Origin of the sequence: Escherichia sp. MOD1-EC5189 (genome assembly GCF_002966045.1) — a bacterium.
GTDB lineage: Bacteria > Pseudomonadota > Gammaproteobacteria > Enterobacterales > Enterobacteriaceae > Escherichia > Escherichia coli_F.
The window spans coordinates 1-18,529 of record NZ_PTRX01000022.1 but is presented as its reverse complement, the minus strand read 5'-3'; the positions used below and the strand labels follow the sequence as shown (position 1 = coordinate 18,529).

18 protein-coding genes are annotated in these 18,529 nt (G+C 52.1%); 9 read left to right on the top strand and 9 right to left on the bottom strand.

The features are described from left to right. From dnaE to tilS, 5 genes are all read left to right on the top strand, one after another. Positions 1–3,483, top strand: coding sequence for a DNA polymerase III subunit alpha (dnaE, locus tag ATB02_RS18005; RefSeq protein WP_001294736.1), 3,483 nt, complete (start codon positions 1–3; stop codon positions 3,481–3,483). Positions 3,484–3,495: 12 nt separating this feature from the next. Then, a complete protein-coding gene (gene accA, locus ATB02_RS18000; RefSeq protein ID WP_000055746.1) occupies positions 3,496–4,455 on the top strand; it encodes an acetyl-CoA carboxylase carboxyl transferase subunit alpha in 960 nt (319 codons plus the stop codon). A gap of 97 nt (positions 4,456–4,552) precedes the next feature. Continuing rightward, the gene (gene ldcC, locus ATB02_RS17995; protein ID WP_105272017.1) at positions 4,553–6,694 is read left to right on the top strand and encodes a lysine decarboxylase LdcC; all 2,142 of its coding nucleotides are present in this window, start codon (positions 4,553–4,555) and stop codon (positions 6,692–6,694) included. A 56-nt stretch (positions 6,695–6,750) separates the two neighbouring features. Beyond that, positions 6,751–7,140 (top strand): VOC family protein, encoded by a 390-nt coding sequence (locus tag ATB02_RS17990; RefSeq protein ID WP_000901098.1) that lies wholly within the window; start codon positions 6,751–6,753, stop codon positions 7,138–7,140. Between the two features lie 64 nt (positions 7,141–7,204). Further along, positions 7,205–8,503 carry a tRNA lysidine(34) synthetase TilS gene (tilS, locus tag ATB02_RS17985; RefSeq protein WP_105272016.1) on the top strand — a complete coding sequence of 433 codons (1,299 nt, stop codon included), beginning with the start codon at positions 7,205–7,207 and terminating at the stop codon, positions 8,501–8,503. 48 nt (positions 8,504–8,551) lie between these two features. Here the strand turns inward: tilS and rof are convergent, their stop codons facing one another. Together rof and ATB02_RS17975 are read right to left on the bottom strand one after the other, a co-directional pair. After that, entirely contained in the window at positions 8,552–8,812 is a 261-nt protein-coding gene (gene rof / locus ATB02_RS17980; protein WP_000062318.1) for a Rho-binding antiterminator, read from the bottom strand. Next, positions 8,799–8,999, bottom strand: a complete 201-nt coding sequence (locus ATB02_RS17975; RefSeq protein ID WP_000417058.1) for a YaeP family protein — start codon at positions 8,997–8,999, stop codon at positions 8,799–8,801. The genes rof and ATB02_RS17975 overlap by 14 nt, the downstream gene beginning before the upstream one ends. 165 nt (positions 9,000–9,164) lie before the next feature. Here ATB02_RS17975 and ATB02_RS17970 point away from each other — a divergent pair, with 165 nt between their 5' ends. The 3 genes from ATB02_RS17970 to nlpE are packed head-to-tail and all read left to right on the top strand — an operon-like array spanning position 9,165 to position 10,853. Beyond that, positions 9,165–9,710, top strand: a complete 546-nt coding sequence (locus ATB02_RS17970; RefSeq protein ID WP_105272015.1) for a YaeQ family protein — start codon at positions 9,165–9,167, stop codon at positions 9,708–9,710. Continuing rightward, positions 9,707–10,129: an alternative ribosome rescue aminoacyl-tRNA hydrolase ArfB gene (arfB, locus tag ATB02_RS17965; RefSeq protein WP_105272014.1), complete on the top strand. Its 423-nt coding sequence runs from the start codon at positions 9,707–9,709 to the stop codon at positions 10,127–10,129. The genes ATB02_RS17970 and arfB overlap by 4 nt, the downstream gene beginning before the upstream one ends. A gap of 13 nt (positions 10,130–10,142) precedes the next feature. Further along, positions 10,143–10,853 (top strand): envelope stress response activation lipoprotein NlpE, encoded by a 711-nt coding sequence (gene nlpE, locus ATB02_RS17960; RefSeq protein WP_105272013.1) that lies wholly within the window; start codon positions 10,143–10,145, stop codon positions 10,851–10,853. Positions 10,854–11,008: 155 nt separating this feature from the next. Here nlpE and ATB02_RS17955 read toward each other — a convergent pair whose 3' ends face one another. From ATB02_RS17955 to metN, 7 genes are all read right to left on the bottom strand, one after another. Then, the gene (locus ATB02_RS17955; RefSeq protein WP_105272012.1) at positions 11,009–11,833 is read right to left on the bottom strand and encodes a YaeF family permuted papain-like enzyme; all 825 of its coding nucleotides are present in this window, start codon (positions 11,831–11,833) and stop codon (positions 11,009–11,011) included. A 52-nt stretch (positions 11,834–11,885) separates the two neighbouring features. Then, entirely contained in the window at positions 11,886–13,604 is a 1,719-nt protein-coding gene (gene proS, locus ATB02_RS17950) for a proline--tRNA ligase (protein ID WP_105272011.1), read from the bottom strand. Positions 13,605–13,714: 110 nt separating this feature from the next. After that, a complete protein-coding gene (gene tsaA, locus ATB02_RS17945) occupies positions 13,715–14,422 on the bottom strand; it encodes a tRNA (N6-threonylcarbamoyladenosine(37)-N6)-methyltransferase TrmO (protein ID WP_024224770.1) in 708 nt (235 codons plus the stop codon). After that, on the bottom strand, positions 14,419–14,823 hold the full coding sequence (gene rcsF / locus ATB02_RS17940; protein ID WP_001202329.1) for an Rcs stress response system protein RcsF: 405 nt from the start codon (positions 14,821–14,823) through the stop codon (positions 14,419–14,421). Before rcsF ends, tsaA begins: the two co-directional genes overlap by 4 nt. A gap of 117 nt (positions 14,824–14,940) precedes the next feature. After that, on the bottom strand, positions 14,941–15,756 hold the full coding sequence (metQ, locus tag ATB02_RS17935) for a methionine ABC transporter substrate-binding lipoprotein MetQ (protein WP_000874226.1): 816 nt from the start codon (positions 15,754–15,756) through the stop codon (positions 14,941–14,943). 39 nt (positions 15,757–15,795) lie between these two features. Further along, positions 15,796–16,449, bottom strand: a complete 654-nt coding sequence (locus ATB02_RS17930; protein ID WP_001294600.1) for a methionine ABC transporter permease MetI — start codon at positions 16,447–16,449, stop codon at positions 15,796–15,798. Then, positions 16,442–17,473: a methionine ABC transporter ATP-binding protein MetN gene (gene metN, locus ATB02_RS17925; protein WP_000593991.1), complete on the bottom strand. Its 1,032-nt coding sequence runs from the start codon at positions 17,471–17,473 to the stop codon at positions 16,442–16,444. Before metN ends, ATB02_RS17930 begins: the two co-directional genes overlap by 8 nt. Positions 17,474–17,660: 187 nt before the next feature. Between metN and gmhB the strand changes: the two genes are divergently transcribed. After that, the gene (gene gmhB, locus ATB02_RS17920; RefSeq protein WP_001140175.1) at positions 17,661–18,236 is read left to right on the top strand and encodes a D-glycero-beta-D-manno-heptose 1,7-bisphosphate 7-phosphatase; all 576 of its coding nucleotides are present in this window, start codon (positions 17,661–17,663) and stop codon (positions 18,234–18,236) included. The last annotated feature ends 293 nt before the right edge of the window (positions 18,237–18,529 follow it).

Here is an 18,529-nt window from a genome sequence, read left to right as displayed (position 1 = left end):
ATGTCTGAACCACGTTTCGTACACCTGCGGGTGCACAGCGACTACTCGATGATCGATGGCCTGGCCAAAACCGCGCCGCTGGTAAAAAAGGCGGCGGCGTTGGGTATGCCAGCACTGGCGATCACCGATTTCACCAACCTTTGCGGTCTGGTGAAGTTCTACGGAGCGGGACATGGCGCAGGGATTAAGCCCATCGTCGGGGCAGATTTTAATGTCCAGTGCGACCTGCTGGGTGATGAGTTAACCCACCTGACGGTGCTGGCGGCGAACAATATCGGCTATCAGAATCTGACGTTGCTGATCTCAAAAGCGTATCAGCGCGGGTACGGTGCCGCCGGGCCGATCATCGATCGCGACTGGCTTATCGAATTAAACGAAGGGCTGATCCTCCTTTCCGGCGGGCGCATGGGCGACGTCGGGCGCAGTCTTTTGCGTGGTAACAGCGCGCTGGTAGATGAGTGCGTTGCGTTTTATGAAGAGCACTTCCCGGATCGCTATTTTCTCGAGCTGATCCGAACCGGCAGGCCGGACGAAGAAAGTTATCTGCACGCGGCAGTGGAACTGGCGGAAGCGCGCGGTTTGCCCGTCGTGGCGACCAATGACGTGCGCTTTATCGACAGCAGTGACTTTGACGCGCACGAAATCCGCGTCGCGATCCATGACGGCTTTACTCTCGACGATCCCAAACGCCCGCGTAATTATTCGCCGCAGCAATATATGCGCAGCGAAGAGGAGATGTGCGAGCTGTTTGCCGACATCCCCGAAGCCCTTGCCAACACTGTTGAGATCGCCAAACGCTGTAACGTGACAGTGCGTCTCGGTGAATACTTCCTGCCGCAGTTCCCGACCGGGGACATGAGCACCGAAGATTATCTGGTCAAGCGTGCAAAAGAAGGCCTGGAAGAGCGTCTGGCGTTTTTATTCCCTGACGAGGAAGAACGTCTTAAGCGTCGCCCGGAGTATGACGAGCGTCTGGATACTGAACTTCAGGTTATCAACCAGATGGGTTTCCCGGGTTACTTCCTCATCGTTATGGAATTTATCCAGTGGTCGAAGGATAACGGCGTACCGGTAGGGCCTGGCCGTGGTTCCGGTGCAGGGTCACTGGTGGCCTACGCGCTGAAAATTACCGACCTCGATCCGCTGGAGTTTGACCTGCTGTTCGAACGTTTCCTTAACCCGGAACGTGTCTCCATGCCTGACTTCGACGTTGACTTCTGTATGGAGAAACGTGACCAGGTTATCGAACACGTGGCGGACATGTACGGTCGCGATGCGGTATCGCAGATCATCACCTTCGGTACGATGGCGGCGAAAGCGGTGATCCGCGACGTAGGTCGTGTACTGGGGCATCCGTACGGATTTGTCGATCGTATCTCGAAACTGATCCCGCCAGATCCGGGGATGACGCTGGCGAAAGCGTTTGAAGCCGAGCCGCAACTGCCGGAAATCTACGAAGCGGATGAAGAAGTTAAGGCGCTGATCGACATGGCGCGCAAACTGGAAGGGGTCACCCGTAACGCTGGTAAGCACGCCGGTGGGGTGGTTATCGCGCCGACCAAAATTACCGATTTTGCGCCGCTTTATTGCGATGAAGAGGGCAAACATCCGGTTACCCAGTTTGATAAAAGCGACGTTGAATACGCCGGGCTGGTGAAGTTCGACTTCCTCGGCCTGCGTACGCTCACCATCATCAACTGGGCGCTGGAGATGATCAACAAGCGGCGGGCGAAGAATGGCGAGCCGCCGCTGGATATCGCCGCGATCCCGCTGGATGACAAGAAAAGTTTCGACATGCTGCAACGCTCGGAAACCACGGCGGTATTCCAGCTTGAATCGCGCGGCATGAAGGACCTGATCAAACGTCTGCAACCTGACTGCTTCGAAGATATGATCGCACTGGTGGCACTGTTCCGCCCCGGCCCGTTGCAATCAGGGATGGTGGATAACTTTATCGACCGTAAACATGGTCGCGAAGAGATCTCCTATCCGGATGTGCAGTGGCAGCATGAAAGCCTGAAACCGGTACTGGAGCCAACCTACGGCATTATCCTGTATCAGGAACAGGTCATGCAGATTGCCCAGGTGCTTTCTGGTTATACCCTCGGTGGCGCGGATATGCTGCGTCGTGCGATGGGTAAGAAAAAGCCGGAAGAGATGGCCAAGCAGCGTTCTGTATTTGCTGAAGGCGCAGAAAAGAACGGGATCAACGCCGAACTGGCGATGAAAATCTTCGACCTGGTGGAGAAATTCGCTGGTTACGGATTTAACAAATCGCACTCTGCGGCCTATGCTTTGGTTTCATATCAAACGTTATGGCTGAAAGCGCACTATCCAGCGGAGTTTATGGCGGCAGTAATGACCGCCGATATGGACAACACCGAGAAGGTGGTGGGCCTGGTGGATGAGTGCTGGCGGATGGGGCTGAAAATCCTGCCACCAGATATAAACTCCGGTCTTTACCATTTCCACGTCAACGACGACGGCGAAATCGTGTATGGTATTGGCGCGATCAAAGGGGTAGGTGAAGGTCCGATTGAGGCGATCATTGAAGCCCGTAATAAAGGCGGCTATTTCCGTGAATTGTTTGATCTCTGCGCCCGTACAGACACCAAAAAGTTAAACCGGCGAGTGCTGGAAAAACTGATCATGTCCGGGGCGTTTGACCGTCTTGGGCCACACCGCGCGGCGCTGATGAACTCGCTGGGCGATGCGTTAAAGGCGGCTGATCAACACGCGAAAGCAGAAGCCATCGGTCAGGCTGATATGTTCGGCGTGCTGGCAGAAGAGCCGGAACAAATTGAACAATCCTACGCCAGTTGCCAACCGTGGCCGGAGCAGGTGGTGTTAGATGGGGAGCGTGAAACGTTAGGTCTGTATCTGACGGGACACCCTATCAACCAGTATTTAAAAGAGATTGAGCGTTATGTCGGAGGCGTAAGGCTGAAAGACATGCACCCGACAGAACGTGGTAAAGTCACCACGGCTGCGGGGCTCGTTGTTGCTGCGCGGGTTATGGTCACCAAGCGCGGCAATCGTATCGGTATCTGCACGCTGGATGACCGTTCCGGGCGGCTGGAAGTGATGTTGTTTACTGACGCCCTGGATAAATACCAGCAATTGCTGGAAAAAGACCGCATACTTATCGTCAGCGGACAGGTCAGCTTTGATGACTTCAGCGGTGGGCTTAAAATGACCGCTCGCGAAGTGATGGATATTGACGAAGCCCGGGAAAAATATGCTCGCGGGCTTGCTATCTCGCTGACGGACAGGCAAATTGATGACCAGCTTTTAAACCGACTCCGTCAGTCTCTGGAACCCCACCGCTCTGGGACAATTCCAGTACATCTCTACTATCAGAGGGCGGATGCACGCGCGCGGTTGCGTTTTGGCGCGACGTGGCGTGTCTCTCCGAGCGATCGTTTATTAAACGATCTCCGTGGCCTCATTGGTTCGGAGCAGGTGGAACTGGAGTTTGACTAATACAGGAATACTATGAGTCTGAATTTCCTTGATTTTGAACAGCCGATTGCAGAGCTGGAAGCGAAAATCGATTCTCTGACTGCGGTTAGCCGCCAGGATGAGAAACTGGATATTAATATCGATGAAGAAGTGCATCGTCTGCGTGAAAAAAGCGTAGAACTGACGCGTAAAATCTTCGCCGATCTCGGTGCATGGCAGATTGCGCAACTGGCACGCCATCCACAGCGTCCTTATACCCTGGATTACGTTCGTCTGGCCTTTGATGAATTTGACGAACTGGCTGGCGACCGCGCGTATGCAGACGATAAAGCTATCGTCGGGGGTATCGCCCGTCTCGATGGTCGTCCGGTGATGATCATTGGTCATCAAAAAGGTCGTGAAACCAAAGAAAAAATTCGCCGTAACTTTGGTATGCCAGCGCCAGAAGGTTACCGCAAAGCACTGCGTCTGATGCAAATGGCTGAACGCTTTAAGATGCCAATCATCACCTTTATCGACACCCCGGGGGCTTATCCTGGCGTGGGCGCAGAAGAACGCGGTCAGTCTGAAGCCATTGCACGCAACCTGCGTGAAATGTCTCGCCTTAGCGTACCGACTATCTGCACCGTTATCGGTGAAGGTGGTTCTGGCGGCGCACTGGCGATTGGCGTGGGCGATAAAGTGAATATGCTGCAATACAGCACCTATTCCGTTATCTCGCCGGAAGGTTGTGCGTCCATTCTGTGGAAGAGCGCCGACAAAGCACCGCTGGCGGCTGAAGCGATGGGGATCATCGCTCCGCGTTTGAAAGAACTGAAACTGATTGACTCCATCATCCCGGAACCGCTGGGTGGTGCTCACCGTAACCCGGAAGCGATGGCGGCGTCTCTGAAAGCGCAGCTGCTGGCGGATCTGGCCGATCTCGACGTGTTAAGCACTGAAGATTTAAAAAATCGTCGTTATCAGCGCCTGATGAGCTACGGTTACGCGTAATTCGCAAATGTTCTGAAAAGGGTCACTTCGGTGGCCCTTTTTTATCGCCACGGTTTGAGCAGGCTATGATTAAGGAAGGATTTTCCAGGAGGAACACATGAATATCATTGCCATTATGGGACCGCATGGCGTCTTTTATAAAGATGAGCCCATCAAAGAACTGGAGTCGGCGCTGGTGGCGCAAGGTTTTCAGATTATCTGGCCACAAAACAGCGTTGATTTGCTGAAATTTATCGAACACAACCCACGAATATGCGGCGTGATTTTTGACTGGGATGAATACAGTCTCGATTTATGTAGCGATATCAATCAACTTAATGAATATCTCCCGCTTTATGCCTTCATCAATACTCACTCGACGATGGATGTCAGCGTGCAGGATATGCGGATGGCGCTCTGGTTCTTTGAATATGCGCTGGGGCAGGCAGAAGATATCGCCATTCGTATGCGTCAGTACACCAACGAATATCTCGATAACATTACCCCGCCATTCACTAAAGCCTTGTTTACTTATGTCAAAGAGCGGAAGTACACCTTTTGTACGCCGGGGCATATGGGCGGCACCGCGTATCAGAAAAGCCCGGTAGGCTGTCTGTTTTATGATTTTTTCGGCGGTAATACCCTCAAGGCGGACGTCTCTATTTCGGTAACCGAGCTAGGTTCGTTGCTCGACCACGCCGGGCCACATCTGGAAGCGGAAGAGTACATCGCACGGACTTTCGGCGCGGAACAGAGTTATATCGTCACCAACGGAACATCGACGTCGAACAAAATTGTGGGTATGTACGCCGCGCCATCCGGCAGTACGCTGTTAATTGACCGCAACTGCCATAAATCACTGGCGCATCTGTTGATGATGAACGATATAGTGCCGGTCTGGCTGAAACCGACGCGTAATGCGTTGGGGATTCTGGGTGGGATCCCGCGACGAGAATTTACCCGCGACAGTATCGAAGAGAAAGTCGCTGCTACCACGCAGGCACAATGGCCGGTTCATGCGGTGATCACCAACTCAACCTATGATGGCTTGCTCTACAACACCGACTGGATCAAACAGACGCTGGATGTCCCCTCGATCCACTTCGATTCCGCCTGGGTCCCGTATACTCATTTTCATCCGATCTATCAGGGCAAAAGTGGTATGAGTGGCGATCGGGTGGCAGGAAAAGTTTTCTTCGAAACGCAATCGACCCACAAAATGCTGGCGGCGTTGTCGCAGGCATCACTGATCCACATTAAAGGTGAGTACGACGAAGAGGCGTTTAATGAAGCCTTTATGATGCATACCACCACCTCGCCCAGTTATCCCATTGTTGCTTCGGTTGAGACAGCGGCGGCGATGCTGCGTGGTAATCCGGGCAAACGGCTGATTAACCGTTCAGTAGAACGAGCGCTGCATTTTCGCAAAGAGGTCCAGCGGCTGCGGGAAGAGTCTGACAGCTGGTTTTTCGATATCTGGCAACCGCCGCAGGTGGATGAAGCCGAATGCTGGCCCGTTGCGCCTGGCGAACAGTGGCACGGCTTTAACGATGCGGATGCCGATCATATGTTTCTCGATCCGGTTAAAGTCACTATTTTGACACCGGGGATGGACGAGCAGGGCAATATGAGCGATGAGGGGATCCCGGCGGCGCTGGTGGCAAAATTCCTCGACGAACGTGGGATCGTAGTAGAGAAAACCGGCCCTTATAACCTGCTGTTTCTCTTTAGTATTGGTATCGATAAAACCAAAGCAATGGGATTATTGCGTGGGTTGACGGAATTTAAGCGCTCTTACGATCTCAACCTGCGGATCAAAAATATGCTGCCCGATCTCTATGCAGAAGATCCCGATTTTTATCGCAATATGCGTATTCAGGATCTGGCGCAAGGCATCCATAAGCTGATTCGTAAACACGATCTTCCCGGTTTGATGTTGCGGGCATTTGATACTTTGCCGGAGATGATCATGACGCCACATCAGGCATGGCAACGACAGATTAAAGGCGAAGTAGAAACCATTGCGCTGGAACAACTGGTCGGTAGGGTATCGGCAAATATGATCCTGCCTTATCCGCCTGGCGTACCGCTACTGATGCCTGGAGAAATGCTGACCGAGGAGAGCCGCACGGTACTCGATTTTCTGCTGATGCTCTGTTCAGTGGGCCAGCGCTACCCCGGCTTTGAAACGGATATTCACGGCGCGAAACAGGACGAAGATGGCGTTTACCGCGTACGAGTCCTAAAAATGGCGGGATAACTTGCCAGAGCGGCTTCCGGGCGAGTAACGTGCTGTTAACAAATAAAGGAGACGTTATGCTGGGTTTAAAACAAGTTCATCATATTGCGATTATTGCGACGGATTATGCGGTGAGCAAAGCTTTCTACTGCGATATTCTCGGTTTCACGCTGCAAAGCGAAGTCTATCGCGAAGCGCGCGATTCGTGGAAAGGGGATTTGGCGCTTAATGGGCAATATGTGATTGAGCTTTTCTCATTTCCGTTCCCGCCGGAGCGCCCCAGCCGACCGGAAGCTTGCGGCCTGCGTCATCTGGCTTTTAGCGTTGATGATATCGATGCGGCAGTGGCGCATCTTGAAAGCCATAACGTGAAATGTGAAGCCATACGTGTCGATCCCTACACGCAAAAGCGCTTCACATTCTTTAACGATCCGGACGGACTGCCGTTGGAACTGTATGAGCAGTAAGGCTTGTCATCGCCATATTTGCCCGGTAACGTGCCGGGCATTGCTACTGTAAAATCGCACCATCATGACACTCACTCTCAATAGACAACTTCTCATCTCACGCCAGATTCTGGTGGCCTTTAGCGGCGGGCTTGACTCCACCGTTCTGCTGCATCAGTTGGTGCAGTGGCGGACGGAAAATCCGGGCGTCACCCTGCGCGCTATTCATGTGCATCACGGTTTAAGTGCCAACGCTGATGCTTGGGTGAAACATTGTGAAAATATCTGCCAGCAGTGGCAGGTGCCGCTGGTGGTTGAGCGTGTGCAACTTGCGCAAGAGGGGCTAGGTATTGAGGCTCAGGCGCGGCAGGCACGTTATCAGGCATTTGCTCGTACCCTGTTACCTGGTGAAGTGCTGGTTACAGCGCAACATCTCGACGATCAATGTGAAACGTTTCTGCTGGCGTTAAAACGCGGTAGCGGCCCTGCAGGGCTTTCGGCTATGGCGGAAGTCTCGGAGTTTGCCGGAACGCGGCTGATCCGACCGTTGCTCGCCCGCACACGGGGAGAACTGGAGCAGTGGGCGTTGGCGCATGGTTTACGTTGGATTGAAGACGAAAGTAATCAGGACGACTCATACGATCGTAACTTCCTGCGCCTGCGCGTAGTGCCGTTATTGCAGCAGCGTTGGCCGCATTTTGCCGAAGCAACGGCCCGCAGCGCTGCACTTTGTGCTGAGCAAGAGAGCCTGCTGGATGAACTGCTGGCAGATGATTTAGCACACTGTCAAACGCCGCAGGGGACGCTGCAGATTGCGCCAATGCTGGCGATGAGTGATGCCCGTCGCGCGGCGATTATCCGCCGCTGGCTGGCAGGGCAGAATGCACCGATGCCTTCCCGCGACGCGTTGGTGAGGATCTGGCAGGAAGTGGCGCTGGCGCGAGAAGATGCTTCCCCCTGTTTACGTTTGGGGGCGTTTGAAATCCGCCGCTATCAATCGCAACTGTGGTGGATTAAATCCGTCACTGGGCAAAGCGAAACCATTGTGCCGTGGCAGACGTGGCTACAACCGCTGGAATTACCGGCGGCGCTGGGAAGTGTACAACTTACTGCGGGAGGCGATATTCGCCCTCCGCGTGCAGACGAAGCGGTCAGCGTGCGTTTCAAAGCGCCAGGATTGCTGCATATTGTCGGGCGCAACGGCGGACGTAAGCTAAAGAAAATCTGGCAGGAACTGGGCGTACCGCCGTGGCTGCGTGACACCACGCCACTGCTGTTTTATGGCGAAACGCTGATTGCAGCGGCAGAGGTATTTGTGACGCAAGAAGGTGTGGCCGAAGGTGAGAATGGCGTAAGTTTTGTCTGGAAGAAAACGCTTAGTTAAGTGAAAGCCGGATAAGACGCTTCAAACGTCGCATCCGGCGAAAGTCAATCAGGACTCGCTCACCACCACCGTACCAATTTCCGGGTGGCTAAAGCTGGTAATTTTATCCAGACGTAGCTCGCGGGTTTCGCCAGCAGCTTCGACGACCAGATATTCCACATTTTTGCGGGAGACTAAATCGCTGGCCTTCCCCTGCAGTTTTTCGCCATCTTTCAGCTCAAGTGTCAGCATTAAATGATGCTGGCAGGCGAGCTCAAGATTATCGTAATCATCACAATTGATTGGTTGATACGTATCATTCATTGACATAATCGCTCACCAGTAAGTTTGCCGCAGCGTATGCTGCTTTTTCCCTGACAGCCTCAGAAAGGGCATCGTCGGCAGCCATTTCATTCAGCACTTTCAAAACGCAGCCCAGCGCGTCCGGAACGTATCCTAAATCTCCGCTGGCGATTTCCGCGTACCGCTTGCGTATTAACTCACAATATTTTTCCACATGCCCTCCTGTCAGCACTCTGACTTAACCGTGGATGCAAGTCTAAGCCTACGAAGATAAACTCTGTTTCGCAAGGTGACTATACCACACTCATTTCTGCAATATCAGCGTCGCAACTGCACGTATTCCGTTACAATGGCCTCCTGATTCGAAAGGAGTTTTCTTATGGCGCTTAAAGCGACAATTTATAAAGCGACGGTTAATGTGGCCGATCTCGACCGCAACCAGTTTCTCGATGCCTCTCTGACGCTGGCGCGCCATCCTTCAGAAACACAGGAGCGCATGATGCTGCGCCTGCTGGCGTGGCTGAAATATGCCGATGAGCGTCTGCAATTTACCCGAGGTTTGTGTGCCGATGATGAGCCGGAAGCGTGGCTGCGTAATGATCATCTGGGCATTGATTTGTGGATTGAACTGGGATTGCCGGATGAGCGGCGGATTAAGAAAGCCTGCACCCAGGCCGCAGAAGTGGCGCTGTTTGCCTATAATAGTCGGGCGGCGCAAATCTGGTGGCAGCAAAATCAGAGCAAATGTGCGCAGTTTGCCAATCTTTCCGTCTGGTATCTGGACGATGAGCAACTGGCAAAAGTGAGCGCCTTTGCCGATCGTACCATGACGCTGCAGGCAACGATTCAGGATGGGGTGATTTGGTTATCGGATGACAAGAATAATCTGGAAGTGGACTTAACCGTCTGGCAACAACCTTCATGATTGTGATTTCCCGACATGTTGCTATCCCCAATGGCGAGTTTGAGATCACTGCTATTCGTGCACAGGGCGCGGGCGGACAGCATGTTAATAAGACCTCAACGGCTATTCATCTGCGTTTTGACATTCGAGCGTCCAGCCTGCCAGAGTATTACAAAGAGCGACTGCTAGCCGCCAGCCATCATTTGATCAGCAGTGATGGAGTGATTGTCATCAAGGCACAGGAATATCGCAGCCAGGAACTGAACCGCGAAGCGGCGCTGGCACGGTTGGTGGCAGTGATTAAAGAATTAACAACAGAACAAAAAACCCGGCGACCGACACGACCTACCCGCGCATCAAAAGAGCGCAGGCTGGTATCGAAAGCACAAAAATCAAGCGTGAAGGCGTTGCGCGGCAAAGTGCGCGGCGGTCGGGAATAAAAAGAAGGAATGGATGGTGAAAAAAGCGATAGTGACAGCGATGGCTGTAATCAGCCTCTTTACACTGATGGGATGTAATAATCGGGCCGAAGTCGATACGCTTTCCCCGGCGCAGGCCGCTGAACTGAAGCCGATGCCGCAAAGCTGGCGCGGCGTACTGCCGTGTGCTGATTGCGAAGGTATCGAAACCTCTCTGTTCCTCGAAAAAGACGGAACATGGGTGATGAATGAGCGTTATCTGGGGGCTCGTGAAGAACCTTCCTCTTTCGCCTCCTACGGTACATGGGCGCGAACCGCTGACAAACTGGTATTAACCGACAGTAAAGGTGAAAAGTCATATTATCGGGCGAAAGGAGATGCGCTGGAGATGCTCGATCGTGAAGGCAATCCGATCGAATCGCAGTTCAACTATACACTGGAACCGGCAAAGTCCAGCCTGCCAGTGACGCCGATGACTCTACGCGGCATGTATTTTTATATGGCTGATGCGGCGACCTTTACTGATTGCGCGACCGGAAAACGTTTCATGGTAGCGAATAACGCTGAGCTGGAACGGGGCTATTTGGCTGCCCGTGGCAACAGCGAGAAACCAGTGTTACTGTCAGTAGAAGGTCACTTTACGCTTGAGGCTAATCCGGATACTGGTGCGCCGACCAAAGTATTTGTGCCCGATACGGCAGGTAAATTTTACCCAAACCAGGATTGCAGTAGTTTGGGGCAGTAATCCGTCTTGAGACAGAAACAAACGAAAAATTGCCTGATGCGCTGCGCTTATCTGGCCTACAGCATATAATGCAATATTTTGTATTAGCACGATTTTGTAAGCCGGGTAAGGCGCTCACGCCTCATCCGGTATTTTGTGGACGAGGCTGGCTTTTATCACTGAGTCAACCCAACGAAGCGACCCGCTTTGATATAAATCCCTGGCTTCAAGTGCCCGACATACTCTAATTGCGTTTCTGGCTTAAACGCAGAGACATCGCCAGTACGCATATGCATCAGATCGGCAGGGCTAATCCAGCCAGACTGTGCCAGCGTAAGCGGATGTCCGGCTTTGGCAAATGCATCAGTGACAAATTCCGAACAAAACCACGACTTTTTGTCTCCTTCGCTCACACTGCTTAACTGCGCTTTCGCCAGGCCGCTGACGCACTGTTGGCGAAAATCCTCGGAGAACGGATTCAGTGAGCACATCTGACGAGTCACCATAAATGGAATAAATTCGACAATGCCGCGATAGTTATAACCGCTATCTTTGATTTTATTGGCAAACGCGGTAATTTCTGTGGCTTGTTGCGGGGTAAGATCCGGAACTCGTAAGACGAAAAGCTTATCACTATGCTTCATCGCTTTTTTAAGGGAAACAATCTGGACGCCATCTCCTGTCGCTTCTGCAACGTTATTATCTCCCAAAAAGATTGCAACGTGACTCACAGAGGAAGTGCTGAAGACGCGAATCCCAAATGAGGTTACCCCGAGGCTTGAGGAGAACAGTAAATCGCCGGGTTTGAGATCAGGTTCTGTTATTTCTTTTATTGATTGTTCGGTGAAAGAGCTTTGATGCTGGAATTTGACTGCCCATGTTTTTGCCTCGGCATCTACCGCTGTGGCTGATGAGTCTGGCTGGCTGATATCAACGGTACAGGCCGAAAGTGAAAGAAAGCAGGGGAGAAGCAGGCACCAGTGCGCCTTTGGTTTATCCATTTTATACAATCCATGTAAAAAAGGGTCCTGAAATTCAGGACCCTTTCTGGCATCAGCCTTTAATCTGTTTCACCAGATAATCGACGATGTCACCGGTCTTAATTAACTGTTTCTCACCGTTACGACGGTATTTGTATTCGATATCGTCGTTGTCGAGGTTACGGTCGCCCAACACGATAGTGTGCGGAATACCGATCAGTTCCATGTCAGCAAACATCACGCCCGGACGTTCTTTGCGGTCATCCAGCAGCACTTCGATACCCTGTGCGCGCAGTTCGCTATACAGTTTCTCAGCCAGGTCCTGTACGCGGAAGGATTTGTGCATGTTCATCGGCAGAATCGCCACCTGGAAAGGTGCGATAGCGTCAGGCCATACGATGCCGCGTTCGTCGTAGTTCTGCTCAATTGCCGCCGCTACTACGCGCGTTACGCCGATACCGTAGCAACCCATAGTCAAGATCTGATTACGGCCATCTTCACCCTGAACGGAGGCTTTAAGTGCTTCGGAGTACTTAGTACCCAGCTGGAAGATGTGACCGACTTCGATACCACGTTTGATCAGCAGCGTACCCTGTCCATCCGGGCTTGGATCGCCAGCCACTACGTTACGGATATCCGCAACTTCCGGGGTTGCGACATCGCGATCCCAGTTGATACCGAAGTAGTGTTTGCCATCGATGTTAGCACCAGCAGCAAAATCACTCATCGCCGCAACAGTACGGTCAATTACTACCGGAATCGGCATGTTTACCGGACCCAGTGAACCCGGACCGGCTTTAACCACGGCACGAATTTCTTCTTCAGTCGCGAAAGTCAGCGGGCTTGCAACCTGCGGCAGTTTTTCTGCTTTAACTTCGTTCAGCTCGTGGTCACCACGCACCAGCAGCGCAACCAGCGGGAAGCTACTGCCTTCAACCGCTTTAACCAGCAGAGTCTTCACCGTTTTCTCAATCGGCAGATTGAACTGTTCAACCAGTTCCGCGATGGTTTTCGCGTTCGGCGTATCAACCAGCGTCATTTCCTGGGTAGCAGCAGCGCGCGGTTCTTTCGGCGCGATAGCTTCTGCCAGCTCAATGTTCGCTGCATAGTCAGAGGTGTCGGAGAAGACCACATCGTCTTCACCGCTCTGCGCCAGCACCTGGAATTCGTGAGAGGCGCTACCGCCGATAGAACCGGTGTCGGCCTGTACGGCGCGGAAATCCAGCCCCATGCGGCTGAAGATTTTGCTGTAGGCCGCATACATTGCATCGTAGGTTTCCTGCAGGGATTCCTGAGAGGTATGGAAAGAGTAAGCATCTTTCATCAGGAATTCGCGGGAACGCATGACGCCGAAACGCGGGCGCACTTCATCACGGAACTTGGTCTGGATCTGATAGAAGTTCAGCGGCAGCTGTTTGTAAGAGCTCAGCTCGTTACGAATCAGGTCGGTAATCACTTCTTCATGAGTTGGGCCAAGTACGAACGGACGGTCACCACGGTCAGCAATACGCAGCAATTCCGGGCCATACTGTTCCCAACGACCACTCTCTTGCCACAGTTCAGATGGCTGAACCACCGGCATTAACACCTCGATCGCACCGGCGTTGTTCATCTCTTCACGCACGATGTTTTCGACTTTTTTCAGAACGCGCACGCCGGTCGGCAGCCAGGTGTATAACCCGGAGGCCAGCTTGCGGATCATCCCGGCGCGTAACATCAGCTGATGGCTGATCACCTCGGCGTCGGCAGGTGTCTCCTTAAGAGTGGAGAGCAGGTATTGGCTAGTACGCATGTTGTTACGGTTCCAGTTGGAAGGTAGAGCAGGCTCAAGGCGAGCCTGGGACAAAAAAAGTGATTTAGTTTACCAGTGCAAAAGAAATGTCAAAAGAGAAGGGCGCGAATTTAACGCGGTTCCAGCGCAAAGACTTCAAAACCAGCGTCGGTGACGCGCCAGCGAACGTTAAAATTATGCAGCCAGACGGCATAGGTTTTGCCCGTTTCCTCACCTTTACGATAGGCTGGACGCGGGTCCTGCGCCAGTACTTCGCGGATAAACAGCGTTAACTGCGGATAGCGCTTCTCCAATGTCAAAAGCTGCTTTTCGACCTCTAAGGTAAAACTCACCGCCATCTCTGCCGCTGGTGCACTTTGCGCATAGCTGGCACTGGCATCAGGAAGCGATTCGGCAAAGGGAAGATACGGTTTGATATCTACCACCGGCGTACCATCGACCAGATCCAGACTGCCGAGCTTCAGAATCACGCTATCTTTATGACAAATAACTTCCTTCAGCTCTACCAGCGACATACCAATCGGGTTAGGGCGGAAAGTAGAGCGTGTGGCGAAAACGCCCATTCTGGCGTTACCGCCGAGGCGCGGTGGACGCACAGTCGGACGCCAGCCGCCTTCCATTGTTTGATGAAAGACAAAAAGGATCCATAAATGGCTAAACGCTTCCAGGCCGCGAACGGCGTCGGCCTGGTTGTAGGGAGCAATGAGATGCAGTTCACCGTTGGCGCTTTTTACCAGACCTGGCTGGCGCGGAACGGCGAATTTTTCTTTATAGGGCGAGCGAATAACGCCTATTTGCTCGAACTGGAAACTGCTCATTTCGCCGTAATGTTAAGCGCAGAACCGATACATACAGCCTGACGATAGCAGCCTGGCGTACCGCTGGTGACTTCGCAGCTATGCAGTAATACCGCATTGGCCTTCATTTTCGAGGCGTTGATTTGCATCCGCTTACGTGCGGTTGGAATGCTCGGCGGAGAGTCCTGATTGGAGGCCTGGCAAGAATCGCCACTGACTTCACCGAGATCGCGGAACGGTTTGCCGACTAATTCTTCTGCATTGGTATAGATTCGGACCGGCGTGGCGCGCGGCGCTTTCGGTTTTGCAGGCTCCGCTTTCGGCTGGGGTGCAGTGCTTTGAACGGGTTCGACAGGGGATCTGCTTAACATGGAACAGCCGCTTAGCATGAGTGCTACTAAACAGATCGGTAAAGCACGCATAGTATTTCCTCAATGTATGATCAAAACGTCAATATTGAATCAGGAGCTTGTAAAAATGACAAGACGGGCAAGCGCCCGTCCTGAATGATATTACAAATTGTGGAAACAGCCTAAAAATTACCAGCCTTTAACAGCGCCACCGTTAAACACTTTGTTTGCTGCTTCGTAAACTTCGTCAGACTGATAAGCCTGGACGAATTTCTTCACGTTCTCTGCGTCTTTATTATCTTCACGCGTCACGATCAGGTTTACGTACGGAGACTCTTTATCTTCGACAAAGATACCGTCTTTCGCCGGAGTCAGGCCAATCTGGCTGGCATAGGTGGTGTTGATAACCGCCAGAGCGATTTGCGCATCGTCCAGAGAGCGCGGCAGCTGCGGTGCTTCCAGCTCAACAATTTTCAGGTTTTTTGGGTTCTCAACAACATCAAGAACTGTTGGCAACAGGCCAACGCCATCTTTCAGTTTGATCAAGCCCACTTTTTGCAGCAGCAGCAGTGAACGACCAAGGTTAGTCGGGTCGTTTGGCACGGCAACCTGCGAACCATCCTGCAGTTCATCCAGCGATTTGATTTTCTTGGAGTAACCGGCAATCGGATACACAAACGTGTTGCCTACTGCGACCAGTTTGTAGCCACGATCTTTCAGTTGCTGATCAAGGTACGGTTTATGCTGGAAGGCGTTGGCGTCGATATCGCCTTTGCTCAATGCTTCGTTTGGCAGAACATAGTCGTTGAAGGTGACCAGCTCAACGTCCAGGCCATATTTGTCTTTCGCGACTTTCTGCGCGACTTCTGCAACCTGCTGTTCGGCACCAACAATCACGCCGACTTTAATGTGGTTTGGATCTTTTTCATCCTGACCGCAGCCTACCAGTGCCAGTGATCCAATCAGGGCTCCCACTGCCGCAAAGGTTTTGAATTTGAACGCCATACCTTATTCCTTCTTCAATTATTTATGTTGTGTTGAACGTTACTTGCGAGTGACAGCCCGGACGATGCGGTCGCCTGCGAACTGAATTAAATAAACCAGAATGACCAGCAATACCAGTACCGTATTCATCACCGTCGCGTTGTAACCGATGTAGCCATACTGATAGCCAATCTGACCCAAACCACCGGCACCGACTGCGCCACCCATTGCGGAATAACCGACCAGAGTAATCAGGGTGATAGTTGCTGCATTCACCAGACCTGGCAACGCCTCCGGTAACAGCACTTTACGGACGATCTGCATTGGCGTGGCACCCATTGCGCGGGAAGCTTCAATTAACCCGGTTGGGATCTCCAGCAGAGCGTTCTCGACCATACGGGCAATAAACGGTGCTGCACCAACTGTCAGCGGAACAATCGCTGCTTGCAAACCAATCGATGTACCGACAATAACGCGAGTAAACGGAATCATCCATACCAGCAAGATAATGAACGGGATGGATCGGAAAATGTTCACAATCGCAGAAACGGTACGATACAGCTTCGCGTTAGCAATAATTTGCCCCGGACGCGTGACATAAAGCAGGACGCCAACCGGCAGGCCAATCACAAAACCAAAAAAACCGGATACGAAGGTCATTGCCAGCGTTTCCCATACGCCACGAACCAGCAGCCACATCATCGGCTCAGACATAACCCAGTACCTCTACTTTTACATGGTGTTCCTGCAGCCAGGCAATGGCGGCTTGCGTATCTTGTTGTGTGCCGTGCATTTCAGTCAGCATGATGCCGAACTTAACGCCACCGGCGTAATCCATCTGCGCACTAATAATGTTGTTGTTGACGTTGAAACGACGCGCGGTTTCAGAAAGCAGCGGGGCATCGACCGATTGACCGGTAAACTCCAGACGCAGCATCGGCACGCAGTCAGCGAATGGTTCCGCTTGCAGACGTTCCTGATAATCTTCCGGGATATCCAGATGCAGGGTCGACTGAATAAACTTCTGTGCCAGCGGCGTTTTCGGATGCGAGAACACTTCACTTACCGTGTCCTGCTCGATCAACTCGCCATTACTGATCACCGCCACGCAATCACAAATGCGCTTCACAACGTCCATTTCGTGGGTGATCAACAGAATCGTCAAACCCAGACGACGATTGATGTCTTTCAGCAGTTCGAGAATAGAACGTGTTGTTGCCGGGTCCAGCGCGCTGGTGGCCTCATCACACAGCAATACTTTGGGATTGCTGGCTAACGCACGGGCAATCGCCACACGTTGTTTCTGCCCACCGGAAAGGTTAGACGGGTAACTATCATGCTTATCGCCAAGACCAACCAATGACAGTAATTCTGTCACGCGACGTTTAATCTCGTCTTTCGGCGTGTTGTCCAGCTCCAGCGGCAGTGCCACGTTGCCAAAAACAGTGCGCGAAGAGAGCAGGTTAAAATGCTGGAAAATCATACCAATCTGGCGGCGAGCTTTGGTCAACTCGGATTCTGACAGCGTGGTCAGTTCCTGACCATCGACCAGCACGCTACCCTCGGTTGGGCGCTCCAGCAGGTTTACACAACGGATAAGCGTACTTTTACCCGCGCCTGAGGCACCGATAACGCCATAAATTTGTCCAGCTGGCACATGCAGGCTGACGTTGTTCAACGCCTGGATGGTGCGGGTGCCCTGGTGGAACACTTTGGTGATATTCGAAAGTTTTATCATTGATTATTTATTATCGTCATTAAGTTAGTCGTGGCATTTCGAATGCCTGAAACGGTCAAAGCCGTCAATGAAATGGATGTTAAGGCATCCAGACGTCTAAATCAATCAGGTTTATGCGAAGAGCACTTTCTTGCAGGTCGAAACATGCGATACTAGCGTCACATGCCTTATTAAGGAGCTATAAAAGGTGGCGAAGAGCGTACCCGCAATTTTTCTTGACCGTGATGGCACCATTAATGTCGATCACGGCTATGTCCATGAGATCGACAACTTTGAATTTATCGACGGTGTCATTGACGCCATGCGCGAGCTAAAAAAAATGGGCTTTGCGCTGGTGGTAGTAACCAACCAGTCTGGCATTGCTCGCGGTAAATTTACTGAAGCACAGTTTGAAACGCTGACCGAGTGGATGGACTGGTCGCTGGCGGACCGCGATGTCGATCTGGATGGCATCTATTATTGCCCGCATCATCCGCAGGGTAGTGTTGAAGAGTTTCGCCAGGTCTGCGATTGCCGCAAACCACATCCGGGGATGCTTTTGTCAGCACGCGATTATTTACATATTGATATGGCTGCTTCTTATATGGTGGGCGATAAATTAGAAGATATGCAGGCTGCGGCTGCGGCGAACGTGGGAACAAAAGTGCTGGTGCGTACAGGGAAACCTATTACGCCTGAAGCCGAAAATGCAGCAGATTGGGTGTTAAATAGCCTGGCAGATCTGCCGCAAGCGATAAAAAAGCAGCAAAAACCGGCGCAATGATTAAAAGATGAGCGGTTGAAATAAAAATGCATTTTTCCGCTTGTCTTCCTGAAACGACTCCCTATAATGCGCCTCCATCGACACGGCGGATGTGAATCACTTCACACAAACAGCCGGTTCGGTTGAAGAGAAAAATCCTGAAATTCAGGGTTGACTCTGAAAGAGGAAAGCGTAATATACGCCACCTCGCGACAGTGAGCTGAAAGCCGCGTCGCAACTGCTCTTTAACAATTTATCAGACAATCTGTGTGGGCACTCGAAGATACGGATTCTTAACGTCGCAAGACGAAAAA

Excerpts from the sequence above, each read along its gene's own strand:
- dnaE (WP_001294736.1), top strand. The coding sequence starts at position 1 with ATGTCTGAACCACGTTTCGTACACCTGCGGGTGCACAGCGACTACTCG.
- accA (WP_000055746.1), top strand. The coding sequence starts at position 3,496 with ATGAGTCTGAATTTCCTTGATTTTGAACAGCCGATTGCAGAGCTGGAA.
- ldcC (WP_105272017.1), top strand. The coding sequence starts at position 4,553 with ATGAATATCATTGCCATTATGGGACCGCATGGCGTCTTTTATAAAGAT.
- ATB02_RS17990 (WP_000901098.1), top strand. The coding sequence starts at position 6,751 with ATGCTGGGTTTAAAACAAGTTCATCATATTGCGATTATTGCGACGGAT.
- tilS (WP_105272016.1), top strand. The coding sequence starts at position 7,205 with ATGACACTCACTCTCAATAGACAACTTCTCATCTCACGCCAGATTCTG.
- rof (WP_000062318.1), bottom strand. The coding sequence starts at position 8,812 with ATGTCAATGAATGATACGTATCAACCAATCAATTGTGATGATTACGAT.
- ATB02_RS17970 (WP_105272015.1), top strand. The coding sequence starts at position 9,165 with ATGGCGCTTAAAGCGACAATTTATAAAGCGACGGTTAATGTGGCCGAT.
- arfB (WP_105272014.1), top strand. The coding sequence starts at position 9,707 with ATGATTGTGATTTCCCGACATGTTGCTATCCCCAATGGCGAGTTTGAG.
- nlpE (WP_105272013.1), top strand. The coding sequence starts at position 10,143 with ATGGTGAAAAAAGCGATAGTGACAGCGATGGCTGTAATCAGCCTCTTT.
- ATB02_RS17955 (WP_105272012.1), bottom strand. The coding sequence starts at position 11,833 with ATGGATAAACCAAAGGCGCACTGGTGCCTGCTTCTCCCCTGCTTTCTT.
- proS (WP_105272011.1), bottom strand. The coding sequence starts at position 13,604 with ATGCGTACTAGCCAATACCTGCTCTCCACTCTTAAGGAGACACCTGCC.
- tsaA (WP_024224770.1), bottom strand. The coding sequence starts at position 14,422 with ATGAGCAGTTTCCAGTTCGAGCAAATAGGCGTTATTCGCTCGCCCTAT.
- rcsF (WP_001202329.1), bottom strand. The coding sequence starts at position 14,823 with ATGCGTGCTTTACCGATCTGTTTAGTAGCACTCATGCTAAGCGGCTGT.
- metQ (WP_000874226.1), bottom strand. The coding sequence starts at position 15,756 with ATGGCGTTCAAATTCAAAACCTTTGCGGCAGTGGGAGCCCTGATTGGA.
- ATB02_RS17930 (WP_001294600.1), bottom strand. The coding sequence starts at position 16,449 with ATGTCTGAGCCGATGATGTGGCTGCTGGTTCGTGGCGTATGGGAAACG.
- metN (WP_000593991.1), bottom strand. The coding sequence starts at position 17,473 with ATGATAAAACTTTCGAATATCACCAAAGTGTTCCACCAGGGCACCCGC.